This window comes from Lachnoclostridium sp. MSJ-17 (assembly GCF_018918205.1).
Classification (GTDB): domain Bacteria; phylum Bacillota; class Clostridia; order Oscillospirales; family Acutalibacteraceae; genus Ruminococcoides.
The window spans coordinates 19,028-33,936 of the sequence record NZ_JAHLQB010000035.1 but is presented as its reverse complement, the minus strand read 5'-3'; the positions used below and the strand labels follow the sequence as shown (position 1 = coordinate 33,936).

The following is a 14,909-nucleotide window of genomic DNA, read 5'->3' as shown; positions in this document are numbered from 1 at the left end:
GCTCAGCAGCTCGAAAAGAGAATTTCCTTCCGCCGCGCTATGAAGCAGAGCATCGGCAACGCGATGCGCAGAGGCGCGAAGGGTATCAAGATCATGTGCTCAGGCCGTCTCGGCGGCGCCGAAATCGCGCGCAGCGAGCAGTATCACGAGGGCACAATTCCGCTTCAGACACTCCGTGCCGACATCGACTACGGCTTTGCTGAGGCAAATACCACCTACGGTAAGGTCGGCGTAAAGGTTTGGCTCTACAAGGGTGAGGTTCTCAACATCAGCGAGGATAAGCCCAGAAGACGTCCCCGCAGAGACAGAGAAGGAGGCAGAAAATAATGTTAATGCCTAAAAGAGTTAAGTACAGAAGAGTTCACCGCGGCCGCATGACCGGCAAGGCTCTTCGCGGAAATACCGTTACCTACGGTGAGTACGGTCTGCAGGCGTGCGAGCCCGGTTGGATCACCTCCAACCAGATCGAGGCTGCGCGTATCGCGATGACCCGTTACTGCAAGCGTTTCGGTAAGGTATGGATCAAGATTTTCCCCGACAAGCCCGTTACCGCGCGTCCTGCTGAAACCCGAATGGGTAAAGGTAAAGGTAATGTCGAGTACTGGGTAGCAGTTGTAAAGCCCCAGAGAGTTATGTTCGAGCTTGCGGGCGTCGATGAGGCAACCGCGCGCGAGGCGCTCCGTCTGGCTTCTCACAAGCTCCCCATTAAGTGCAAGTTCGTAAAGAAAGAGGAGGGTGAGCAGTAATGAAAGCATCAGAACTCAGAGAACTTTCCGTTGAAGAGCTTCAGACAAAGCTCACAGAGCTCAAGGAAGAGCTTTTCAACCTTCGTTTCCAGCTTGCTGTCAATCAGCTCGAAAATTCATCAAGAATCGGCGCCGTAAAGAAGGACATCGCAAGAGTATCCACCGTTCTTCGTCAGCGTGAGCTCGGCTTTGACGCTTAATGAGAGGAGGACGAAATCGTGAGTGATAGAAATATGAGAAAGACCGTTATCGGCAAGGTTGTGTCTGACAAGATGGACAAGACCATCGTTGTTGCGGTTGAGGACAGCGTAAAGCATAAGCTTTACAACAAGATCGTTAAGAGAACCGTCCGCTTCAAGGCGCACGACGAGAACAACGAGTGCGGCAAGGGCGACAGAGTTAAGATTATGGAGACCCGTCCTCTTTCCAAGGATAAGAGATGGAGACTCGTCGAGATTATTGAGAAGGCTAAATAAGTTTATTTTAGCAGCCTATTAACACGAGGGCCGTATCCCGGCAGTCCTTATAAAAGGAAAGGGAATATGGCTTGACAGCAATTAAAGGAGGAATCGACTGTGATTCAGCAGCAAACTATCCTCAAGGTTGCCGACAACACCGGCGCAAAGGAACTTATGTGCATTCGTGTACTCGGCGGTACCGGCAGGAGATATGCCAACATTGGCGATATTATCGTTGCTTCTGTCAAAAAAGCAGCGCCCGGCGGCGTTGTTAAAAAGGGCGACGTTGTAAGAGCTGTGGTTGTACGCTCCGCTAAGGGCGTAAGACGCGAGGACGGAACCTACATCCGCTTCGACGAGAACGCAGCAGTTATCATCAAGGAAGATAAGAACCCCCGCGGTACTCGTATCTTCGGACCCGTTGCGAGAGAGCTTCGTGATAAGGACTTCATGAAGATTCTGTCCCTCGCTCCGGAAGTACTTTAATGGAGGTGTCACGCAAATGAGTAAAGTTCATGTAAAGACAGGCGACACCGTTATCGTAATCAGCGGTAAGGACAAGGGCAAAAAGGGTCAGGTTATGGCCGTAAGCCCCAAGGAAGGCAAGGTTATCGTAGAGAAGGTCAATATGGTATCCAAGCACGTTAAGCCCAGAAAAATGGGCGAAGCAGGCGGTATCATCAAGGCAGAAGGCGCTATGTATGCTTCCAAGGTCCAGATCTACTGCCCCCGCTGCAAGAAGGCCACAAGAGTTGCCCACAAGATCTATGAGGACGGCTCCAAGGGCAGAATTTGCGCCAAGTGCGGCGAAGCGCTTTAAGGAGGATATAAGAAATGGCAAGACTGAAAGATTATTATGTTAAAGAAGTTGCACCTGCTCTTATGAACAAGTTCTCCTACAAGAGCACAATGCAGATTCCCAAGCTCGACAAGATCGTTATCAACGTCGGCGCGGGTGAGGCGAGAGAGAACAGCAAGGCTATCGACGCTATCGTTAAGGATATCGCGTCAATCACCGGTCAGAAGCCCATGGTTTGCCACGCGAGAAAGTCCGTAGCTAACTTCAAGCTCAGAGAGGGCATGCCCATCGGCGTTAAGGTCACTCTCAGAGGCGAGAGAATGTACGAGTTCCTCGACCGTTTCTTCAACGTAGCTCTCCCCAGAGTTCGCGACTTCAGAGGCATCAACCCCAACTCCTTCGACGGACGCGGCAACTACAACATGGGTCTCAAGGAGCAGCTCATCTTCCCGGAGATCGACTATGACAAGATTGACAAGGTTCGCGGAATGGACATCTGCTTCGTAACCACCGCAACCACAGACGAAGAGGCTCGCGAGCTCCTCACGCTCATGGGCGCTCCGTTTTCAAAGTAAGGAGGGATTGTTGTGGCTAAGACATCAATGAAAGTTAAGCAGCAGAGAAAGCAGAAGTTCTCGACCAGAGAGTATACAAGATGCAGCATCTGTGGTAGACCACACGCCTACCTCCGCAAGTATGGTATTTGTCGTATTTGCTTCCGTGAGCTCGCTTACAAGGGCGAGATCCCGGGCGTAAAGAAAGCAAGCTGGTAAGGAGGAATAAGGTAATGCAGATTACAGATACAATAGCTGATTTACTGACCCGCATCCGCAACGCGAACGCGGCGAAGCACGATTCTGTTGAAATTCCCGCCTCAAACCTCAAGAAGTCGATTTGTCAGATTCTTGCGGACGAGGGCTACATCAAGAGCTTCACAGTAATCGAGGACGGCAAGCAGGGCATTATCAAGGTTACTCTCAAGTACCTTGAGGGCAAAAGACCCGTTATCACAGGTCTGCGCCGCGTTTCAAAGCCCGGCCTGCGTATATACAGTAATGCAGAGGATATGCCCAAGGTAATGAAGGGTCTGGGCGTCGCGATCATCTCCACCTCTAAGGGTGTCATGACCGACCGCGAGGCAAGACGTCAGCACGTTGGCGGCGAGGTTCTCGCTTACATCTGGTAAGAGGAGGTGCGATCATGTCTCGAATTGGAAGAAAACCGATAAATATTCCCGCGGGCGTCGATGTTAAGGTCGACGGCGGCGTTATCACCGTAAAGGGCGCCAAGGGCGAGCTCAGCTACGCCTTCAACCCCAACATGACGGTAGAGGTCAAGGATGGCGCGATTGAGGTCAGCCGTCCCGACGACAACAAAATGAACCGTTCACTTCACGGCCTGACAAGAACACTGATCAACAATATGGTGGTCGGCGTAACAGAGGGCTACGTGAAGGAGCTCAAGGTAAACGGCGTAGGTTACCGTGTTCAGAAGCAGGGTAACAAGTGCGTTATGAACCTCGGTTATTCACACCAGGTCATCGTTGAGGATACCAAGGACATCAAGATCGAGGTTCCGGATCCCAACACAATCAAGATTGTCGGCATTGATAAGCAAAAGGTTGGTCAGTTTGCTGCCGAGGTCAGAGAGAAGCGTCCGCCCGAGCCTTATAAGGGCAAGGGTATCCGTTACGCTGACGAGTATATCCGCCGCAAGGAAGGCAAGGCCGGTAAGGGCAAATAATTAAGGAGTGAATCAATATGGTAAGCAGACCTGATACAAAAAAGGCGCGCATCAAACGCCATAAGAGAGTCCGCGCAAAGATCAGCGGTACTCCCGAATGTCCCCGTTTGTGCGTATTCCGCTCCACCAACAACATCTACGCTCAGATCATTGATGACGTAGCAGGTGTTACCCTTGCTCAGGCTTCCAGCCTTGACAAGTCAATCACAGGTAACGGCGGAAACAAAGAGGCAGCCAGAGCTGTCGGCAAGCTTGTTGCTCAGCGCGCTCAGGAGAAGAACATCACCGACGTCGTATTCGACAGAGGCGGCAACATCTATCACGGCCGTGTGAAAGAATTGGCCGAAGGCGCCCGTGAGGGCGGCCTCAATTTCTAAGGAACAGGAGGAATCACTTTGGCTAATAAAGTAGAAGTAACAGGCGAGTTAAAGGAAAGAGTTGTCACCATTAACCGCGTATCAAAGACGGTTAAGGGCGGACGTATCTTCAAGTTCGCGGCTCTCGTGGTTGTCGGCGACGGCAACGGCGTTGTCGGCTTCGGCATCGGCAAGGCTGGCGAGGTTCCCGACGCTATCCGCAAGGGCATTGAGGACGCCAAGAAGAACCTCATGAAGGTTTCGCTCAGAGGCACCACCATTCCTCACGAGATCATCGGCGAGTTCGGCGCGGGCAGAGTTCTCATGAAGCCCGCCGCACCCGGTACCGGCGTTATCGCGGGCGGCCCCGTCCGTGCGGTAGTTGAGGCTGTAGGCATCAAGGATATCCGTACAAAGGCTCTCCGTTCAAACAACCCCTGCAACGTAGTAAGAGCTACTCTCGCAGGTCTCAGCGCTCTCAGAACCGCTGAGGAGGTTGCCGCTGTCCGCGGTAAGTCCGTCAAGGAAATTTTATAATAAGGGAGGCTGCAAGTTATGACTATTAAGTTGGTAAAGAGCCTCATCGGCTCCAAAAAGGATCAGATTGCAACCGCCCACGCTCTCGGTCTGAAGAAAATCGGCGACGTTACAACACAGCCCGACAACCCCCAGACAAAGGGCAAGGTAGCAAAAATCATCCACCTCGTAGAGGTTAGTGAAGCGTAAGCAAGGAGGTGCGAACAATGAAGTTACATGAACTTTCTCCGGTTGAGGGCTCCAAGAAGAAGTCCAAGAGAATCGGCAGAGGTCACGGTTCAGGCTGGGGCAAGACAGCCGGCAAGGGACACAAGGGTCAGAAGGCCCGTTCCGGCGGCAGCATCCGTCCCGGTTTTGAAGGCGGTCAGATGCCGCTCCAGCGCCGCGTTCCCAAGAGAGGTTTCAACAACATCTTTGCTAAAAACGTGGTAGCTGTAAACCTCAGCGCTCTTAACAGAAAGTTTAACGACGGCGACACTGTTGATGCAGAGGCTCTCAAGGCAGCAGGCGTTGTCAAGAACGGCTTTGACGCTGTTAAGGTACTCGGCAACGGTAAAATCGACAAGAAGCTCAACGTTAAAGTTTCTGCCTATTCCAAATCAGCAAAGGCGGCGATCGAAGCTGCCGGTGGAAAGGCGGAGGTGATCTAAGTGTTAAAGACAATCCGCAACGCTTGGTCAATCCCCGATCTGAGAAAAAAGATTCTTTTCACCCTGCTGATAATCATCGTATTCAGAATCGGTTCGGTAATCCCCGTTCCGTTCCTCGATACAAACGTTCTCACGGCGGTTATGGCGCCTGCCAACTCCCTCACGGACGGCAGCTCCAACATGATCGCCTACCTGAACACCCTTTCGGGCGGCGCGTTCTCAAACGCAACGCTCTTCGCGATGGGTATCACACCCTACATCAACAGCTCGATTATCATCCAGCTCCTCTGCGTAGCGATCCCCGCTCTTGAGCGCCTCACCAAGGAAGGCGAGGCGGGCAGAAGAAAGATCGGCACCATCACACGTTACGTTACCGTAGCGCTCGGACTTATCCAGGGTACCGCTTACTTCTTCTACCTCAAGAACACCGTCTGCACCGAGGAGGGCGACTACTACGGCAAGCACATCACCGTTTACAACGAGGGCTTCTCGATGGTATTCGCGGGCATCGTTATCGTGCTCGTGTTCACAGCGGGTACCGCTCTGATGATGTGGCTCGGCGAGCAGATCAACAAGTACGGCATCGGCAACGGTATCTCAATGCTCCTGTTTGCGGGCATCATCGCGAGACTTCCCGTAACCGTCCGCACTCTCGCCGCTTACTGGAACCTCGGCTTCGGCGACGGCACTGCGGGTGCGGCTGATCCCAAGTTCTTCATCTTCGTAATCGTCTGGGTACTTATCTTCCTCGCGATCATCTGGCTGATCACCTTCATGCAGGACTCCGAGAGAAGAATTCCCATTCAGTACGCGAAGCGCGTAGTCGGCAGAAAGATGTACGGCGGACAGTCCAGCTTCCTTCCAATCAAGGTTGCTCTGGGCGGCGTTCTCCCCATCATCTTCGCGAGCTCGATCCTTTCAATCCCCAGTACAATCAACCTCTTCCTCAATGTCAAGGAAGGCTTCTGGAAGGCGTTCTTCGACGCGTTCAACACAAGCAACTGGCTCTACATTGTACTGTACTTTATCCTGATTCTGATGTTCGCTTATTTCTATACCACCATTCAGTACAATCCTGTTGAAATGGCGAATAACCTCAAATCCAACAACGGCACCGTACCCGGTATCCGTCCGGGTGCACCCACAGCCGCCTACATCAAGAATATTCTCTCGAGAGTAACTCTTATCGGCGCGCTGTTCCTCTCCGTTATCGCGCTCGTACCCCTGGTATTCTCCGCGGCAACGGGCATGCACGGCCTGTCAATGGGCGGTACATCAATCATCATTATCGTCGGCGTTGCTCTTGAGACTGTAAAACAGCTCGAGTCACAGATGATGATGCGTCATTACAAAGGTTTTCTTGACTAATCAGTTAAAATGAGGTATAATAATATGAACATTATCATGTTAGGCGCTCCCGGTGCAGGTAAAGGCACACAAGCCGCTGTACTTTGCGAGCATTTTGGTATTCCCACTATTTCAACCGGCAACATGATTCGTGAGGCGCTGAAGAACGGCACTGAGATGGGTCTGAAGGCTAAGTCCTACATGGACGACGGCAAGCTTGTTCCCGACGAGGTAGTCATCGGCATCGTTAAGGAAAGACTTGGCGAGGATGACTGCAAGAAGGGCTTCATTCTTGACGGCTTCCCCAGAACCATTCCCCAGGCCGAGGCTCTGGACGCTATGGGCGTGGAGATTCAGTACGTCATCAACATCGACGTAGCTGACGAGACCATCACCAGACGCATGTCCGGACGCCGTGTCTGCGAAAATTGCGGCAGACCCTATCACATTGAGAGCTTGAAGCCTCAGAAGGATGGAGTTTGCGACGATTGCGGCGGCACCCTTGTTCAGCGCAAGGACGACCACCCCGACACCGTGCTCGCTCGTCTCGCTGTATATCACAAAGAGACCGAGCCCCTCGCCGACTACTACCGCAAGCAGGGTAAGCTTGTGAACGTAGAAGGCAAGAACACCGTCGCTGAGACCACAGCGGCTGTACTTGAGGCGATTGAGGCTTAAAGCATGGTTCAAATCAAAACAGCGCGGGAACTTTCCCTTATGAAAGACGCTTGCCGCATCTCCGCACAGGCGTTACGCGCTGCGGGTGAGGCGATACGCCCCGGCGTATCCACCCTCGAGATAGACACTATTGTCCGCCGCTATATCGGGAAACAGGGCGCAAAGCCCTCGTTTCTCGGTTACGGCGGGTTTCCCGCGAGCGCATGTATTTCCGTAAACAACGTGGTCATCCATGGCATACCAGACAAATATACCGTCCTGCGTGAAGGCGATATCGTGAGCGTGGACGTCGGAGCCTATTATAAGGGCTTTCACGGCGACAACGCCTACACCTTCGCCTGCGGCAGAATCAGCGAAAACGCCGAAAAGCTGCTGAACGCCACGCGGGAGAGCCTGTATGAGGGAATTAAGCAGGCAACCGTCGGCAACCGCATTGGCGATATCGGCAGCGCGGTTCAGAGGTATGTCGAAGCTCGCAGTTACTCGGTGGTACGAGATTACGTCGGCCACGGCGTAGGTGCGAATTTGCATGAGGACCCAAGCGTACCTAACTACGGTACACCCCACCGGGGGTTAAGACTTCTCCCGGGAATGACAATCGCCATTGAACCGATGGTGAACGAGGGCAGCTATCACGTCCGCGTGATGCCCGACAAGTGGACGGTCAAGACCGTCGACGGCAAGCTCAGCGCTCATTTTGAGCACACGGTTTGCATCACCCACGACGGCCCCAAAATCATGACCATTTGTGACTGAGGTGACATATGGACATAGTAAAGGGCAGCGTCGTCAGGGCAAGGGCGGGAAGAGACAAGGACAAATTCTTTGTCGTCCTTCAAACGGACGGTGAGTACGCGCTCATCGCCGACGGCAAAAGACGCAGGGTGGAACACCCCAAGCGCAAAAAGCTGAAACACCTGTCGCCGACAAACACGGCGCACAACGGTTCATTGGAAACGAATCCGAAGATAAAACAGATTTTACGCGATTTTAACGGAGGCAAATAATGTCAAAGCAGGATGTAATTGAAGTAGAAGGTATCGTAAGAGAAGCGCTCCCGAACGCGCAGTTCAAGGTTGAGCTTCAGAACGGTCACATGATTTTAGCTGTTATTTCAGGCAAGCTGAGGATGAACTTCATCCGCATTTTGCCGGGCGACAAGGTCACCGTGGAGATGTCTCCATACGACCTGAGCAGAGGCAGAATTACTTGGAGAAGCAAATGAGCCGAATGCACGGAGCCCGGAAATAACGACCGGCGAGGACTAAGCTGCGTAGTTGCCCAAAGGCAACGGAGCGGATTAGACGAGTGGAAGTTATTTTCGGAGATGCGGAGTGCACCGAGGCTTGAGTTCACAAGTGATTCAACAAACACAACACAGACTTTAACATGGAAAGGAATGATTCTTAGTGAAAGTCAGACCTTCAGTAAAGAAAATGTGCGACAAGTGCAAGGTAATCAAGAGAAAAGGCAAGATTCTGGTTATCTGTGAGAACCCGAAGCACAAGCAGCGCCAAGGTTAATTTTACTACGCGTACTCTGGCGCGGCGGTATGATTTACCGCGCATTTTCGCGTTTTTATTCTCGCGTACTTTAGCGCGGCGCTGTATTTTACCGCGCATTTTCGCGTTTTTATTCTCGCGTACTTTAGCGCGGCGCTGTATTTTACCGCGCATTTTCGCGGGAGAGGTTTGCTGTAAACCTTAACTCCGCGAAAATACTTTATCAGGTCAGTGCGGGTGAGAGGTTGAGCAGCCGGTTTATTTACAATACTACCAACTGCCAACTGCCAACTGCCAACTACCAACTACTCACTAACCCCTGACCACTCTATTAAAAATCTACTTTTTAAAATAATATGGAGGTGCAACTGAATGGCTCGTATAGCAGGTGTTGACTTACCGAGAGACAAAAGAGTTGAGATCGGTCTCACTTACATCTTCGGTATCGGACGTAAAACTGCAACAGACATTATTGCTGCAACAGGTGTAAATCCTGACACTCGTGTCAGAGATTTGACAGAAGAAGACGTATCAAAGCTCAGAGAGTACATCGAGCACAACTGCCGTGTAGAAGGTGACCTTCGCCGCGACATCGCCTATGATATCAAGAGACTTATCGATATCGGCTGCTACCGCGGTGTACGTCACAGAAAGGGTCTCCCCGTAAGAGGTCAGCGTTCAAAGACTAACGCCCGTACACGCAAGGGTCCCCGCAAGACCATGGCAAACAAGAAGAAGTAAGGAGGTACGACTATGGCAGCACCAAAGGGTAAGAAGGTTATCCGCCGTCGTCGTGAGCGTAAGCACATCGAAAAAGGCGCAGCGCATATCCAGTCTACATTCAACAACACAATCGTTACGATTTCCGATACACAGGGCAACGCTGTTTCATGGGCTAGCGCAGGCGAGCTCGGCTTCAGAGGTTCCAAGAAGTCCACTCCGTTCGCGGCTCAGTCCGCTGCAGAGACCGCTGCAAGAGCGGCTATGGAGCACGGTATGAAATACGTTGAAGTATACGTAAAGGGTCCCGGACAGGGCAGAGAGGCAGCGATTCGTGCGCTTCAGACCGCTGGTCTTGAGGTAACGATGATCAAAGACGTTACTCCCATTCCCCACAACGGATGCCGTCCTCCCAAGAGAAGACGCGTATAGTATAATTTAAGGAGGATAACTTTTATGGCTAAAAATATGCAGCCTATCGCCAAGCGCTGCAGAGCGCTCGGCTTATCGCCCGCTGTAATGGGTTACAGCAAAAAGACTTCCAACAGAAACCCCGGCGGCAAAATGAGAAGAAAAAAGAGCGAGTACAGCATGCAGCTGACCGAGAAGCAGAAGGTAAAGTTTATTTACGGTATTCTCGAGAAGCAGTTCCGCGCGTACTACGAGAAGGCTGAGAAGGCTGAAGGCAAGACCGGTGAGGAGCTCCTCTCCATCGTTGAGCGCAGACTCGACAACGTTGTATTCAGACTCGGTCTCGCGGCTACCCGCCGTGAGGCAAGACAGCTCGTTAACCACGCTCACTTCACCGTTAACGGCAAGAAGGTAAACATCCCCTCCTACATCGTCAAGGTCGGCGACGTAATCGAGGTCAAGGAGAAGAGCCGTTCAACCACACGCTTCAAGGCTATTGCCGAGGGCGAGAACGCTTCCATGCTCACTCCCAAGTGGCTTGAAAAGAACGAGAATCTCCTCGGCGGCAAGGTCGTAGCGCTTCCCCAGAGAGACGACATCGACTATCCCGTTGAAGAGCACCTCATCGTTGAGTTGTACTCCAAGTAATCTTAAGGCTGATTTTTCAGCGTTTATATCCACAGGAAGATTACACATGCTGCCGCCATTTTCTTTGGCGGCATGACGAAGAGGAGGATTCGCGAATGATTGAAATTGAAAAGCCAAGAATTGAAACAGCGGAATTAACCGAAGACGGCAAGTACGGTAAGTTCGTTGTTGAGCCGCTCGAGCGCGGCTTCGGCAACACTCTCGGCAACAGCCTGCGCAGAGTGCTGCTTTCCTCACTTGAAGGCTGTGCCGTTACATCGCTCAAGATTGACGGCGTTCTTCACGAATTTTCAACTATCACCGGCGTTAAAGAGGACGTCACCGAAATCGTGCTCAACATGAAGAGCCTCGTCGCCAAGCTGGTCGACGTAGCTCCCAAGGTTGTCACGATCGACGCCGAGGGTCCCTGCGAGGTCACCGCTGCAAGCATCAAGGCTGACAGCGAGGTCGAGATCCTTAACCCCGAGCTGCACATCGCCACTCTCGGCGAGGGCGCTAAGCTCAGCATGGAAATCACCATCGACAAGGGCAGAGGCTACGTTCCCGGCGAGCGCAACAAGCAGCTCACCGGCAACAACGTAATCGGCGTTCTTCCGATCGACTCCATCTACACGCCTGTATTAAAGGTCAACTACACCGTTGACAACACCCGTGTCGGTCAGATCACTGACTACGACAAGCTCACGCTCGACGTGTGGACAAACGGTGTAATCAACGCCGAAGAGGCGGTTTCTCTCGCCGCTAAGGTGCTCACCGAGCATCTCAACCTGTTCGTAAACCTCTCAGACAAGGCTTCCTCCGCGGAGGTAATGGTCGAGAAGGACGACAAGGGCAAGGAGAAAATCCTCGAAATGACTATCGAGGATCTCGACCTTTCGGTACGTTCGTTCAACTGCCTCAAGCGCGCAGGCATTAATACAGTTGAAGATTTAATTAACAAGTCCGAAGAGGATATGATGAAGGTGCGCAACCTCGGCAGAAAGTCGCTCGAGGAAGTCGTACAGAAGCTGAATTCTCTCGGTTTCAGTCTTCAGAAGGAAGACGAATAAATACCCTTACAAAACCCACGTAAAGGAGTGAATACCATGCCAGGTACAAGAAAACTGGGAAGAACTACCGCGCAGAGAACCGCTATGCTTCGCGCTATGGTTACCTTCCTTCTCGAAAACGGCAAAATTGAGACCACCAATACTCGTGCCAAGGAAGTTCAGGCTATGGCAGAGAAGATGATTACAACGGCTAAGGACAACACCCTGCACAACAGACGCCTTGTTCTCGCGTTTGTTACCAAGGAGGACGTTGTTTCCAAGCTGTTCAGCGAGATTGCTCCCAAGTACGCTGACCGCAACGGCGGCTACACAAGAGTTACCAAGATCGGTCCCCGTCGCGGCGACGGCGCCGAGATGGCTGTCATCGAGCTGGTTTAAGTTTAAGCTATATTAAAAACCGCCCTTTATGGGCGGTTTTTTAGTTGGCAGTTTTTTAGTTGGCATTAGGTAGTTTAGGGTAGTATTACTACCAAATACTAACTACCCAACTACCAACTGCTATAGTATGACAAATCCTCCGTTCACCCCGAGAACCTGTCCCGTGATGAACCTCGCCTTGTCGCTGCATAAAAACACGGCGGCTTCGGCTATGTCGTCGGGCGTGCCGAGGGTGTTGAGCGGAGTTTCTTCCCTCAGGGCTTGTATAGTTTCCTCGTCAAAGCCCTTCATCATGTCGGTCATTATAACTCCGGGCGCTATGCAGTTGACGCGCACGCCGCTGAGTCCGACCTCCTTTGCGAGAGCCTTTGTCAGCCCGATAACGCCTGCCTTTGCCGCGCTGTAGTGAACCTCGCACGACGCGCCGACCTGTCCCCACATTGAGCTAATGTTGAGGATAACGCCGCTGTGACCGGGGATCATGTGCCGCCGCAGAACCTCCTGCGAGCAGTTGAACACGCCGCCGAGGTTTGTGTCGAGCATACTGCGCCAGTCGTTCGCGGTAATGTCGGTGAACAGCTTCTGTTGAGCGATGCCGGCGTTATTTACGAGGATATCGACGCCGCCGAGGGTATTGTCAACCTTGTCGAACATGGAGTTGACGCTCTCTCTGTCAGCAACGTCTGCCCAAACCGCCATAGCCTTAACGCCGAAGCTCTTTTGGAGCTGTTCGGCGAGGGCTTCGGCGGTGTCTTTTTTTGTGTTGTAATGGACGGCGACCTGACAGCCTGACTGCGCGAGCTTTTTGCAGATCGCGGAGCCGATTCCGCCCGCGCCGCCCGTAACCAAAGCAGTTTTCATATTACTTCTTCTTGAAGCCGTCCTTGAGGCTTACGCTTCTGTTGAAAACGAGGTGCTCAGGCGAGCTGTCCTTGTTGTCGACGCAGAAGTAGCCCAGACGCATGAACTGGAAGCTCTGCGGAGCCTTTGCCTCGGCGAGACTCTTCTCAGCCTTGCAGTTTGTCAGCACCTCGAGGGACTTCGGGTTGAGGTAGTCGAGGAAGCTGCCCTCCTGAGCGTCGGGGTCAGGCACGGTAAAGAGGTTGTCGTAAAGCCTTACCTCGGCGTCGACGGCGTTCTCCGCGTCGACCCAGTGAATGGTTCCGCGAACCTTTCTGCCGTCGGGGGTGTTGCCGCCGCGGGTCTCGGGATCGTACTCGGCGTAAACCTCGGTGACAACGCCGTTCTCGTTCTTCTTACAGCCCGTGCACTTGACGATGTATGCGGACTTGAGGCGAACCTCGTTGCCCGGATACAGGCGCTGATACTTCTTGATAGGCTCCTCCATGAAGTCATCGGCTTCGATCCAGCACTCGCGCGAGAAGGTCACGGTGCGTGTGCCGTCCTCGGGGCGGTTGGGGTTATTCTCGACCTCAAAGGTCTCGGTCTGAGCTTCGGGATAGTTAGTGATAACGAGCTTTACGGGACGTGTAACGCACATAACGCGCGCGGCAGTCTCGTTGAGGTCGTCGCGCAGGCAGTGTTCGAGGAAGGAATACTCGACGATAGAGTTGACCTTCGACACGCCTATCTGATCGATGAACGAGCGGATAGAGCGCGGAGTGTAGCCGCGTCTGCGCAGACCGCAGAGGGTAGGCATTCTCGGGTCGTCCCAGCCGCTTACGTGGTTCTCCTCGACGAGAGCGCGGAGCTTTCTCTTGGACATTACGGTGTTGTTGATGCCCAGACGCGCAAACTCGATCTGTCGCGGCTTGCTCGGCGCGGAGATGTTATCGATAACCCAGTCGTAGAGCGGACGGTGATCCTCAAACTCGAGCGAGCAGAGGGAGTGTGTGATGCCCTCGAGCGCGTCCTCGATCGGATGCGCAAAGTCGTACATCGGATAAATGCACCAGCTGTCGCCTGTGCGGTGGTGGTGCAGGCGGTTGATTCTGTAAATGACCGGGTCGCGCATGTTGAAGTTGCCGGACGCGAGGTCGATTTTCGCGCGGAGGGTCATGCTTCCGTCGGCGAATTCGCCCGCTCTCATGCGCTTGAACAGGTCAAGGCTCTCCTCGGCGGGTCTGTCGCGGAAGGGGCTTTTTGCGGGAGTAGAGGTGTCGCCGCGGTATTCGCGCATCTGCTCGGGGGTAAGCTCGCAGACATAGGCGAGACCCTTGTTGATAAGCTCAACGGCGAAGTCATACATCTGCTCAAAATACTCGGACGCGAAATAGAAGCGGTCGTCCCAGTCAAAGCCGAGCCAGTGAATATCCTCCTTTATCGCGTCGACGTACTCGACGTCCTCCTTGGTGGGGTTGGTGTCGTCCATGCGCAGGTTGCAGATGCCCTTGTACTTCTCGGCAGTGCCGAAGTTGATGCAGATAGCCTTCGCGTGACCGATGTGGAGATAGCCGTTCGGCTCGGGAGGAAAACGTGTGTGAACCTGCATTCCTTCGCATCTGCCGCCCTCGGCGAGCTCCTCGTCTATAAAATCGTGAATGAAGTTACCGGTCATAACCTCATTTGGTGTTGTTTCTGACATATCTTTAGCCTTCTTTATTAAAAATAGTATTTATCGAGAGTCCACTTTATCGGATTTTCGTCAATATACTTCCATATTTCAAGGTAGTCGTTTTCCGAACGTATTATGTGGTCGTAATATGAACGCTGCCATATGGGGTGATATTCGGTGCCTGTTGCTTTACAATAGGCGAGCCATCTGTTTGCGCACAATGATTTGTATTTTCCGATTGCCTTAGTTACACCGTAGCGACAGCCCTTGTGGCTGTCTTGGGGGTGCAGATTTTTATTATCAGATGAATGTGATTGGGCATAATGACGTATTTATCAACAGTCAAATCAGCCGTTTCAATTTCAGCCAAGG

Annotated in this window: 29 protein-coding genes; 25 read left to right on the top strand and 4 right to left on the bottom strand. The window is 52.6% G+C overall.

Features of this window, described 5'->3' with window-relative positions; genetic code table 11:
- The 25 genes from rpsC to rplQ all read left to right on the top strand — a co-directional run.
- A partial coding sequence (gene rpsC / locus KQI64_RS03145; RefSeq protein WP_216523297.1) for a 30S ribosomal protein S3 occupies window positions 1-327 on the top strand: 327 nt, incomplete at its 5' end.
- Window positions 327-746, top strand: a complete 420-nt coding sequence (rplP, locus tag KQI64_RS03140) for a 50S ribosomal protein L16 (protein ID WP_216523296.1) — start codon at window positions 327-329, stop codon at window positions 744-746. The genes rpsC and rplP, both read left to right, overlap by 1 nt.
- Window positions 746-946, top strand: a complete 201-nt coding sequence (gene rpmC / locus KQI64_RS03135; RefSeq protein ID WP_186833780.1) for a 50S ribosomal protein L29 — start codon at window positions 746-748, stop codon at window positions 944-946. The genes rplP and rpmC overlap by 1 nt, the downstream gene beginning before the upstream one ends.
- An 18-nt stretch (window positions 947-964) precedes the next feature.
- On the top strand, window positions 965-1,222 hold the full coding sequence (gene rpsQ, locus KQI64_RS03130; RefSeq protein ID WP_186833781.1) for a 30S ribosomal protein S17: 258 nt from the start codon (window positions 965-967) through the stop codon (window positions 1,220-1,222).
- Between the two features lie 99 nt (window positions 1,223-1,321).
- Window positions 1,322-1,690 (top strand): 50S ribosomal protein L14, encoded by a 369-nt coding sequence (gene rplN / locus KQI64_RS03125; RefSeq protein WP_186833782.1) that lies wholly within the window; start codon window positions 1,322-1,324, stop codon window positions 1,688-1,690.
- Between the two features lie 16 nt (window positions 1,691-1,706).
- Complete coding sequence (rplX, locus tag KQI64_RS03120) at window positions 1,707-2,024, top strand: 50S ribosomal protein L24 (RefSeq protein WP_216523295.1); 318 nt, start codon at window positions 1,707-1,709, stop codon at window positions 2,022-2,024.
- Between the two features lie 14 nt (window positions 2,025-2,038).
- Complete coding sequence (gene rplE / locus KQI64_RS03115; RefSeq protein ID WP_216523294.1) at window positions 2,039-2,578, top strand: 50S ribosomal protein L5; 540 nt, start codon at window positions 2,039-2,041, stop codon at window positions 2,576-2,578.
- 12 nt (window positions 2,579-2,590) lie between these two features.
- Window positions 2,591-2,776, top strand: a complete 186-nt coding sequence (locus tag KQI64_RS03110; protein ID WP_186833785.1) for a type Z 30S ribosomal protein S14 — start codon at window positions 2,591-2,593, stop codon at window positions 2,774-2,776.
- Between the two features lie 14 nt (window positions 2,777-2,790).
- On the top strand, window positions 2,791-3,189 hold the full coding sequence (gene rpsH / locus KQI64_RS03105; RefSeq protein ID WP_186833786.1) for a 30S ribosomal protein S8: 399 nt from the start codon (window positions 2,791-2,793) through the stop codon (window positions 3,187-3,189).
- 14 nt (window positions 3,190-3,203) lie between these two features.
- Window positions 3,204-3,746, top strand: coding sequence for a 50S ribosomal protein L6 (gene rplF, locus KQI64_RS03100; RefSeq protein ID WP_216523293.1), 543 nt, complete (start codon window positions 3,204-3,206; stop codon window positions 3,744-3,746).
- Window positions 3,747-3,763: 17 nt separating this feature from the next.
- A complete protein-coding gene (rplR, locus tag KQI64_RS03095; protein ID WP_186833788.1) occupies window positions 3,764-4,123 on the top strand; it encodes a 50S ribosomal protein L18 in 360 nt (119 codons plus the stop codon).
- A gap of 18 nt (window positions 4,124-4,141) precedes the next feature.
- Window positions 4,142-4,639 (top strand): 30S ribosomal protein S5, encoded by a 498-nt coding sequence (gene rpsE, locus KQI64_RS03090; RefSeq protein ID WP_216523292.1) that lies wholly within the window; start codon window positions 4,142-4,144, stop codon window positions 4,637-4,639.
- 18 nt (window positions 4,640-4,657) lie between these two features.
- Window positions 4,658-4,828 (top strand): 50S ribosomal protein L30, encoded by a 171-nt coding sequence (rpmD, locus tag KQI64_RS03085; protein ID WP_176789765.1) that lies wholly within the window; start codon window positions 4,658-4,660, stop codon window positions 4,826-4,828.
- A gap of 17 nt (window positions 4,829-4,845) precedes the next feature.
- Window positions 4,846-5,289: a 50S ribosomal protein L15 gene (gene rplO / locus KQI64_RS03080; protein WP_186833790.1), complete on the top strand. Its 444-nt coding sequence runs from the start codon at window positions 4,846-4,848 to the stop codon at window positions 5,287-5,289.
- Window positions 5,290-6,657, top strand: coding sequence for a preprotein translocase subunit SecY (gene secY, locus KQI64_RS03075; RefSeq protein ID WP_186833791.1), 1,368 nt, complete (start codon window positions 5,290-5,292; stop codon window positions 6,655-6,657). It begins immediately after the preceding gene.
- Between the two features lie 24 nt (window positions 6,658-6,681).
- Complete coding sequence (locus KQI64_RS03070; protein WP_216523291.1) at window positions 6,682-7,314, top strand: adenylate kinase; 633 nt, start codon at window positions 6,682-6,684, stop codon at window positions 7,312-7,314.
- A gap of 3 nt (window positions 7,315-7,317) precedes the next feature.
- Window positions 7,318-8,070 carry a type I methionyl aminopeptidase gene (gene map / locus KQI64_RS03065; protein WP_216523290.1) on the top strand — a complete coding sequence of 251 codons (753 nt, stop codon included), beginning with the start codon at window positions 7,318-7,320 and terminating at the stop codon, window positions 8,068-8,070.
- Window positions 8,071-8,078: 8 nt separating this feature from the next.
- Window positions 8,079-8,321: a KOW domain-containing RNA-binding protein gene (locus KQI64_RS03060; RefSeq protein ID WP_216523289.1), complete on the top strand. Its 243-nt coding sequence runs from the start codon at window positions 8,079-8,081 to the stop codon at window positions 8,319-8,321.
- Window positions 8,321-8,539 carry a translation initiation factor IF-1 gene (gene infA / locus KQI64_RS03055; protein WP_186833795.1) on the top strand — a complete coding sequence of 73 codons (219 nt, stop codon included), beginning with the start codon at window positions 8,321-8,323 and terminating at the stop codon, window positions 8,537-8,539. Before KQI64_RS03060 ends, infA begins: the two co-directional genes overlap by 1 nt.
- Before the next feature lie 184 nt (window positions 8,540-8,723).
- Window positions 8,724-8,837, top strand: coding sequence for a 50S ribosomal protein L36 (gene rpmJ / locus KQI64_RS03050; protein ID WP_015523208.1), 114 nt, complete (start codon window positions 8,724-8,726; stop codon window positions 8,835-8,837).
- Between the two features lie 351 nt (window positions 8,838-9,188).
- On the top strand, window positions 9,189-9,557 hold the full coding sequence (gene rpsM, locus KQI64_RS03045; RefSeq protein WP_092965883.1) for a 30S ribosomal protein S13: 369 nt from the start codon (window positions 9,189-9,191) through the stop codon (window positions 9,555-9,557).
- Between the two features lie 12 nt (window positions 9,558-9,569).
- A complete protein-coding gene (rpsK, locus tag KQI64_RS03040; protein ID WP_092965881.1) occupies window positions 9,570-9,968 on the top strand; it encodes a 30S ribosomal protein S11 in 399 nt (132 codons plus the stop codon).
- Between the two features lie 24 nt (window positions 9,969-9,992).
- The gene (gene rpsD, locus KQI64_RS03035; RefSeq protein WP_186833796.1) at window positions 9,993-10,595 is read left to right on the top strand and encodes a 30S ribosomal protein S4; all 603 of its coding nucleotides are present in this window, start codon (window positions 9,993-9,995) and stop codon (window positions 10,593-10,595) included.
- 95 nt (window positions 10,596-10,690) lie between these two features.
- Entirely contained in the window at window positions 10,691-11,644 is a 954-nt protein-coding gene (locus KQI64_RS03030; protein WP_216523288.1) for a DNA-directed RNA polymerase subunit alpha, read from the top strand.
- Between the two features lie 36 nt (window positions 11,645-11,680).
- A complete protein-coding gene (rplQ, locus tag KQI64_RS03025) occupies window positions 11,681-12,022 on the top strand; it encodes a 50S ribosomal protein L17 (protein WP_186833798.1) in 342 nt (113 codons plus the stop codon).
- A 120-nt stretch (window positions 12,023-12,142) separates the two neighbouring features.
- Here the strand turns inward: rplQ and ymfI are convergent, their stop codons facing one another.
- The 4 genes from ymfI to KQI64_RS10520 are packed head-to-tail and all read right to left on the bottom strand — an operon-like array spanning window position 12,143 to window position 14,907.
- The gene (gene ymfI, locus KQI64_RS03020) at window positions 12,143-12,883 is read right to left on the bottom strand and encodes an elongation factor P 5-aminopentanone reductase (RefSeq protein WP_216523287.1); all 741 of its coding nucleotides are present in this window, start codon (window positions 12,881-12,883) and stop codon (window positions 12,143-12,145) included.
- Between the two features lies 1 nt (window position 12,884).
- The gene (locus tag KQI64_RS03015; protein WP_216523286.1) at window positions 12,885-14,567 is read right to left on the bottom strand and encodes a glutamine--tRNA ligase/YqeY domain fusion protein; all 1,683 of its coding nucleotides are present in this window, start codon (window positions 14,565-14,567) and stop codon (window positions 12,885-12,887) included.
- A 17-nt stretch (window positions 14,568-14,584) separates the two neighbouring features.
- On the bottom strand, window positions 14,585-14,758 hold the full coding sequence (locus KQI64_RS03010) for a hypothetical protein (protein ID WP_216523285.1): 174 nt from the start codon (window positions 14,756-14,758) through the stop codon (window positions 14,585-14,587).
- Between the two features lie 26 nt (window positions 14,759-14,784).
- Entirely contained in the window at window positions 14,785-14,907 is a 123-nt protein-coding gene (locus KQI64_RS10520) for a transposase (protein ID WP_301282405.1), read from the bottom strand.
- Window positions 14,908-14,909 lie beyond the last annotated feature (2 nt).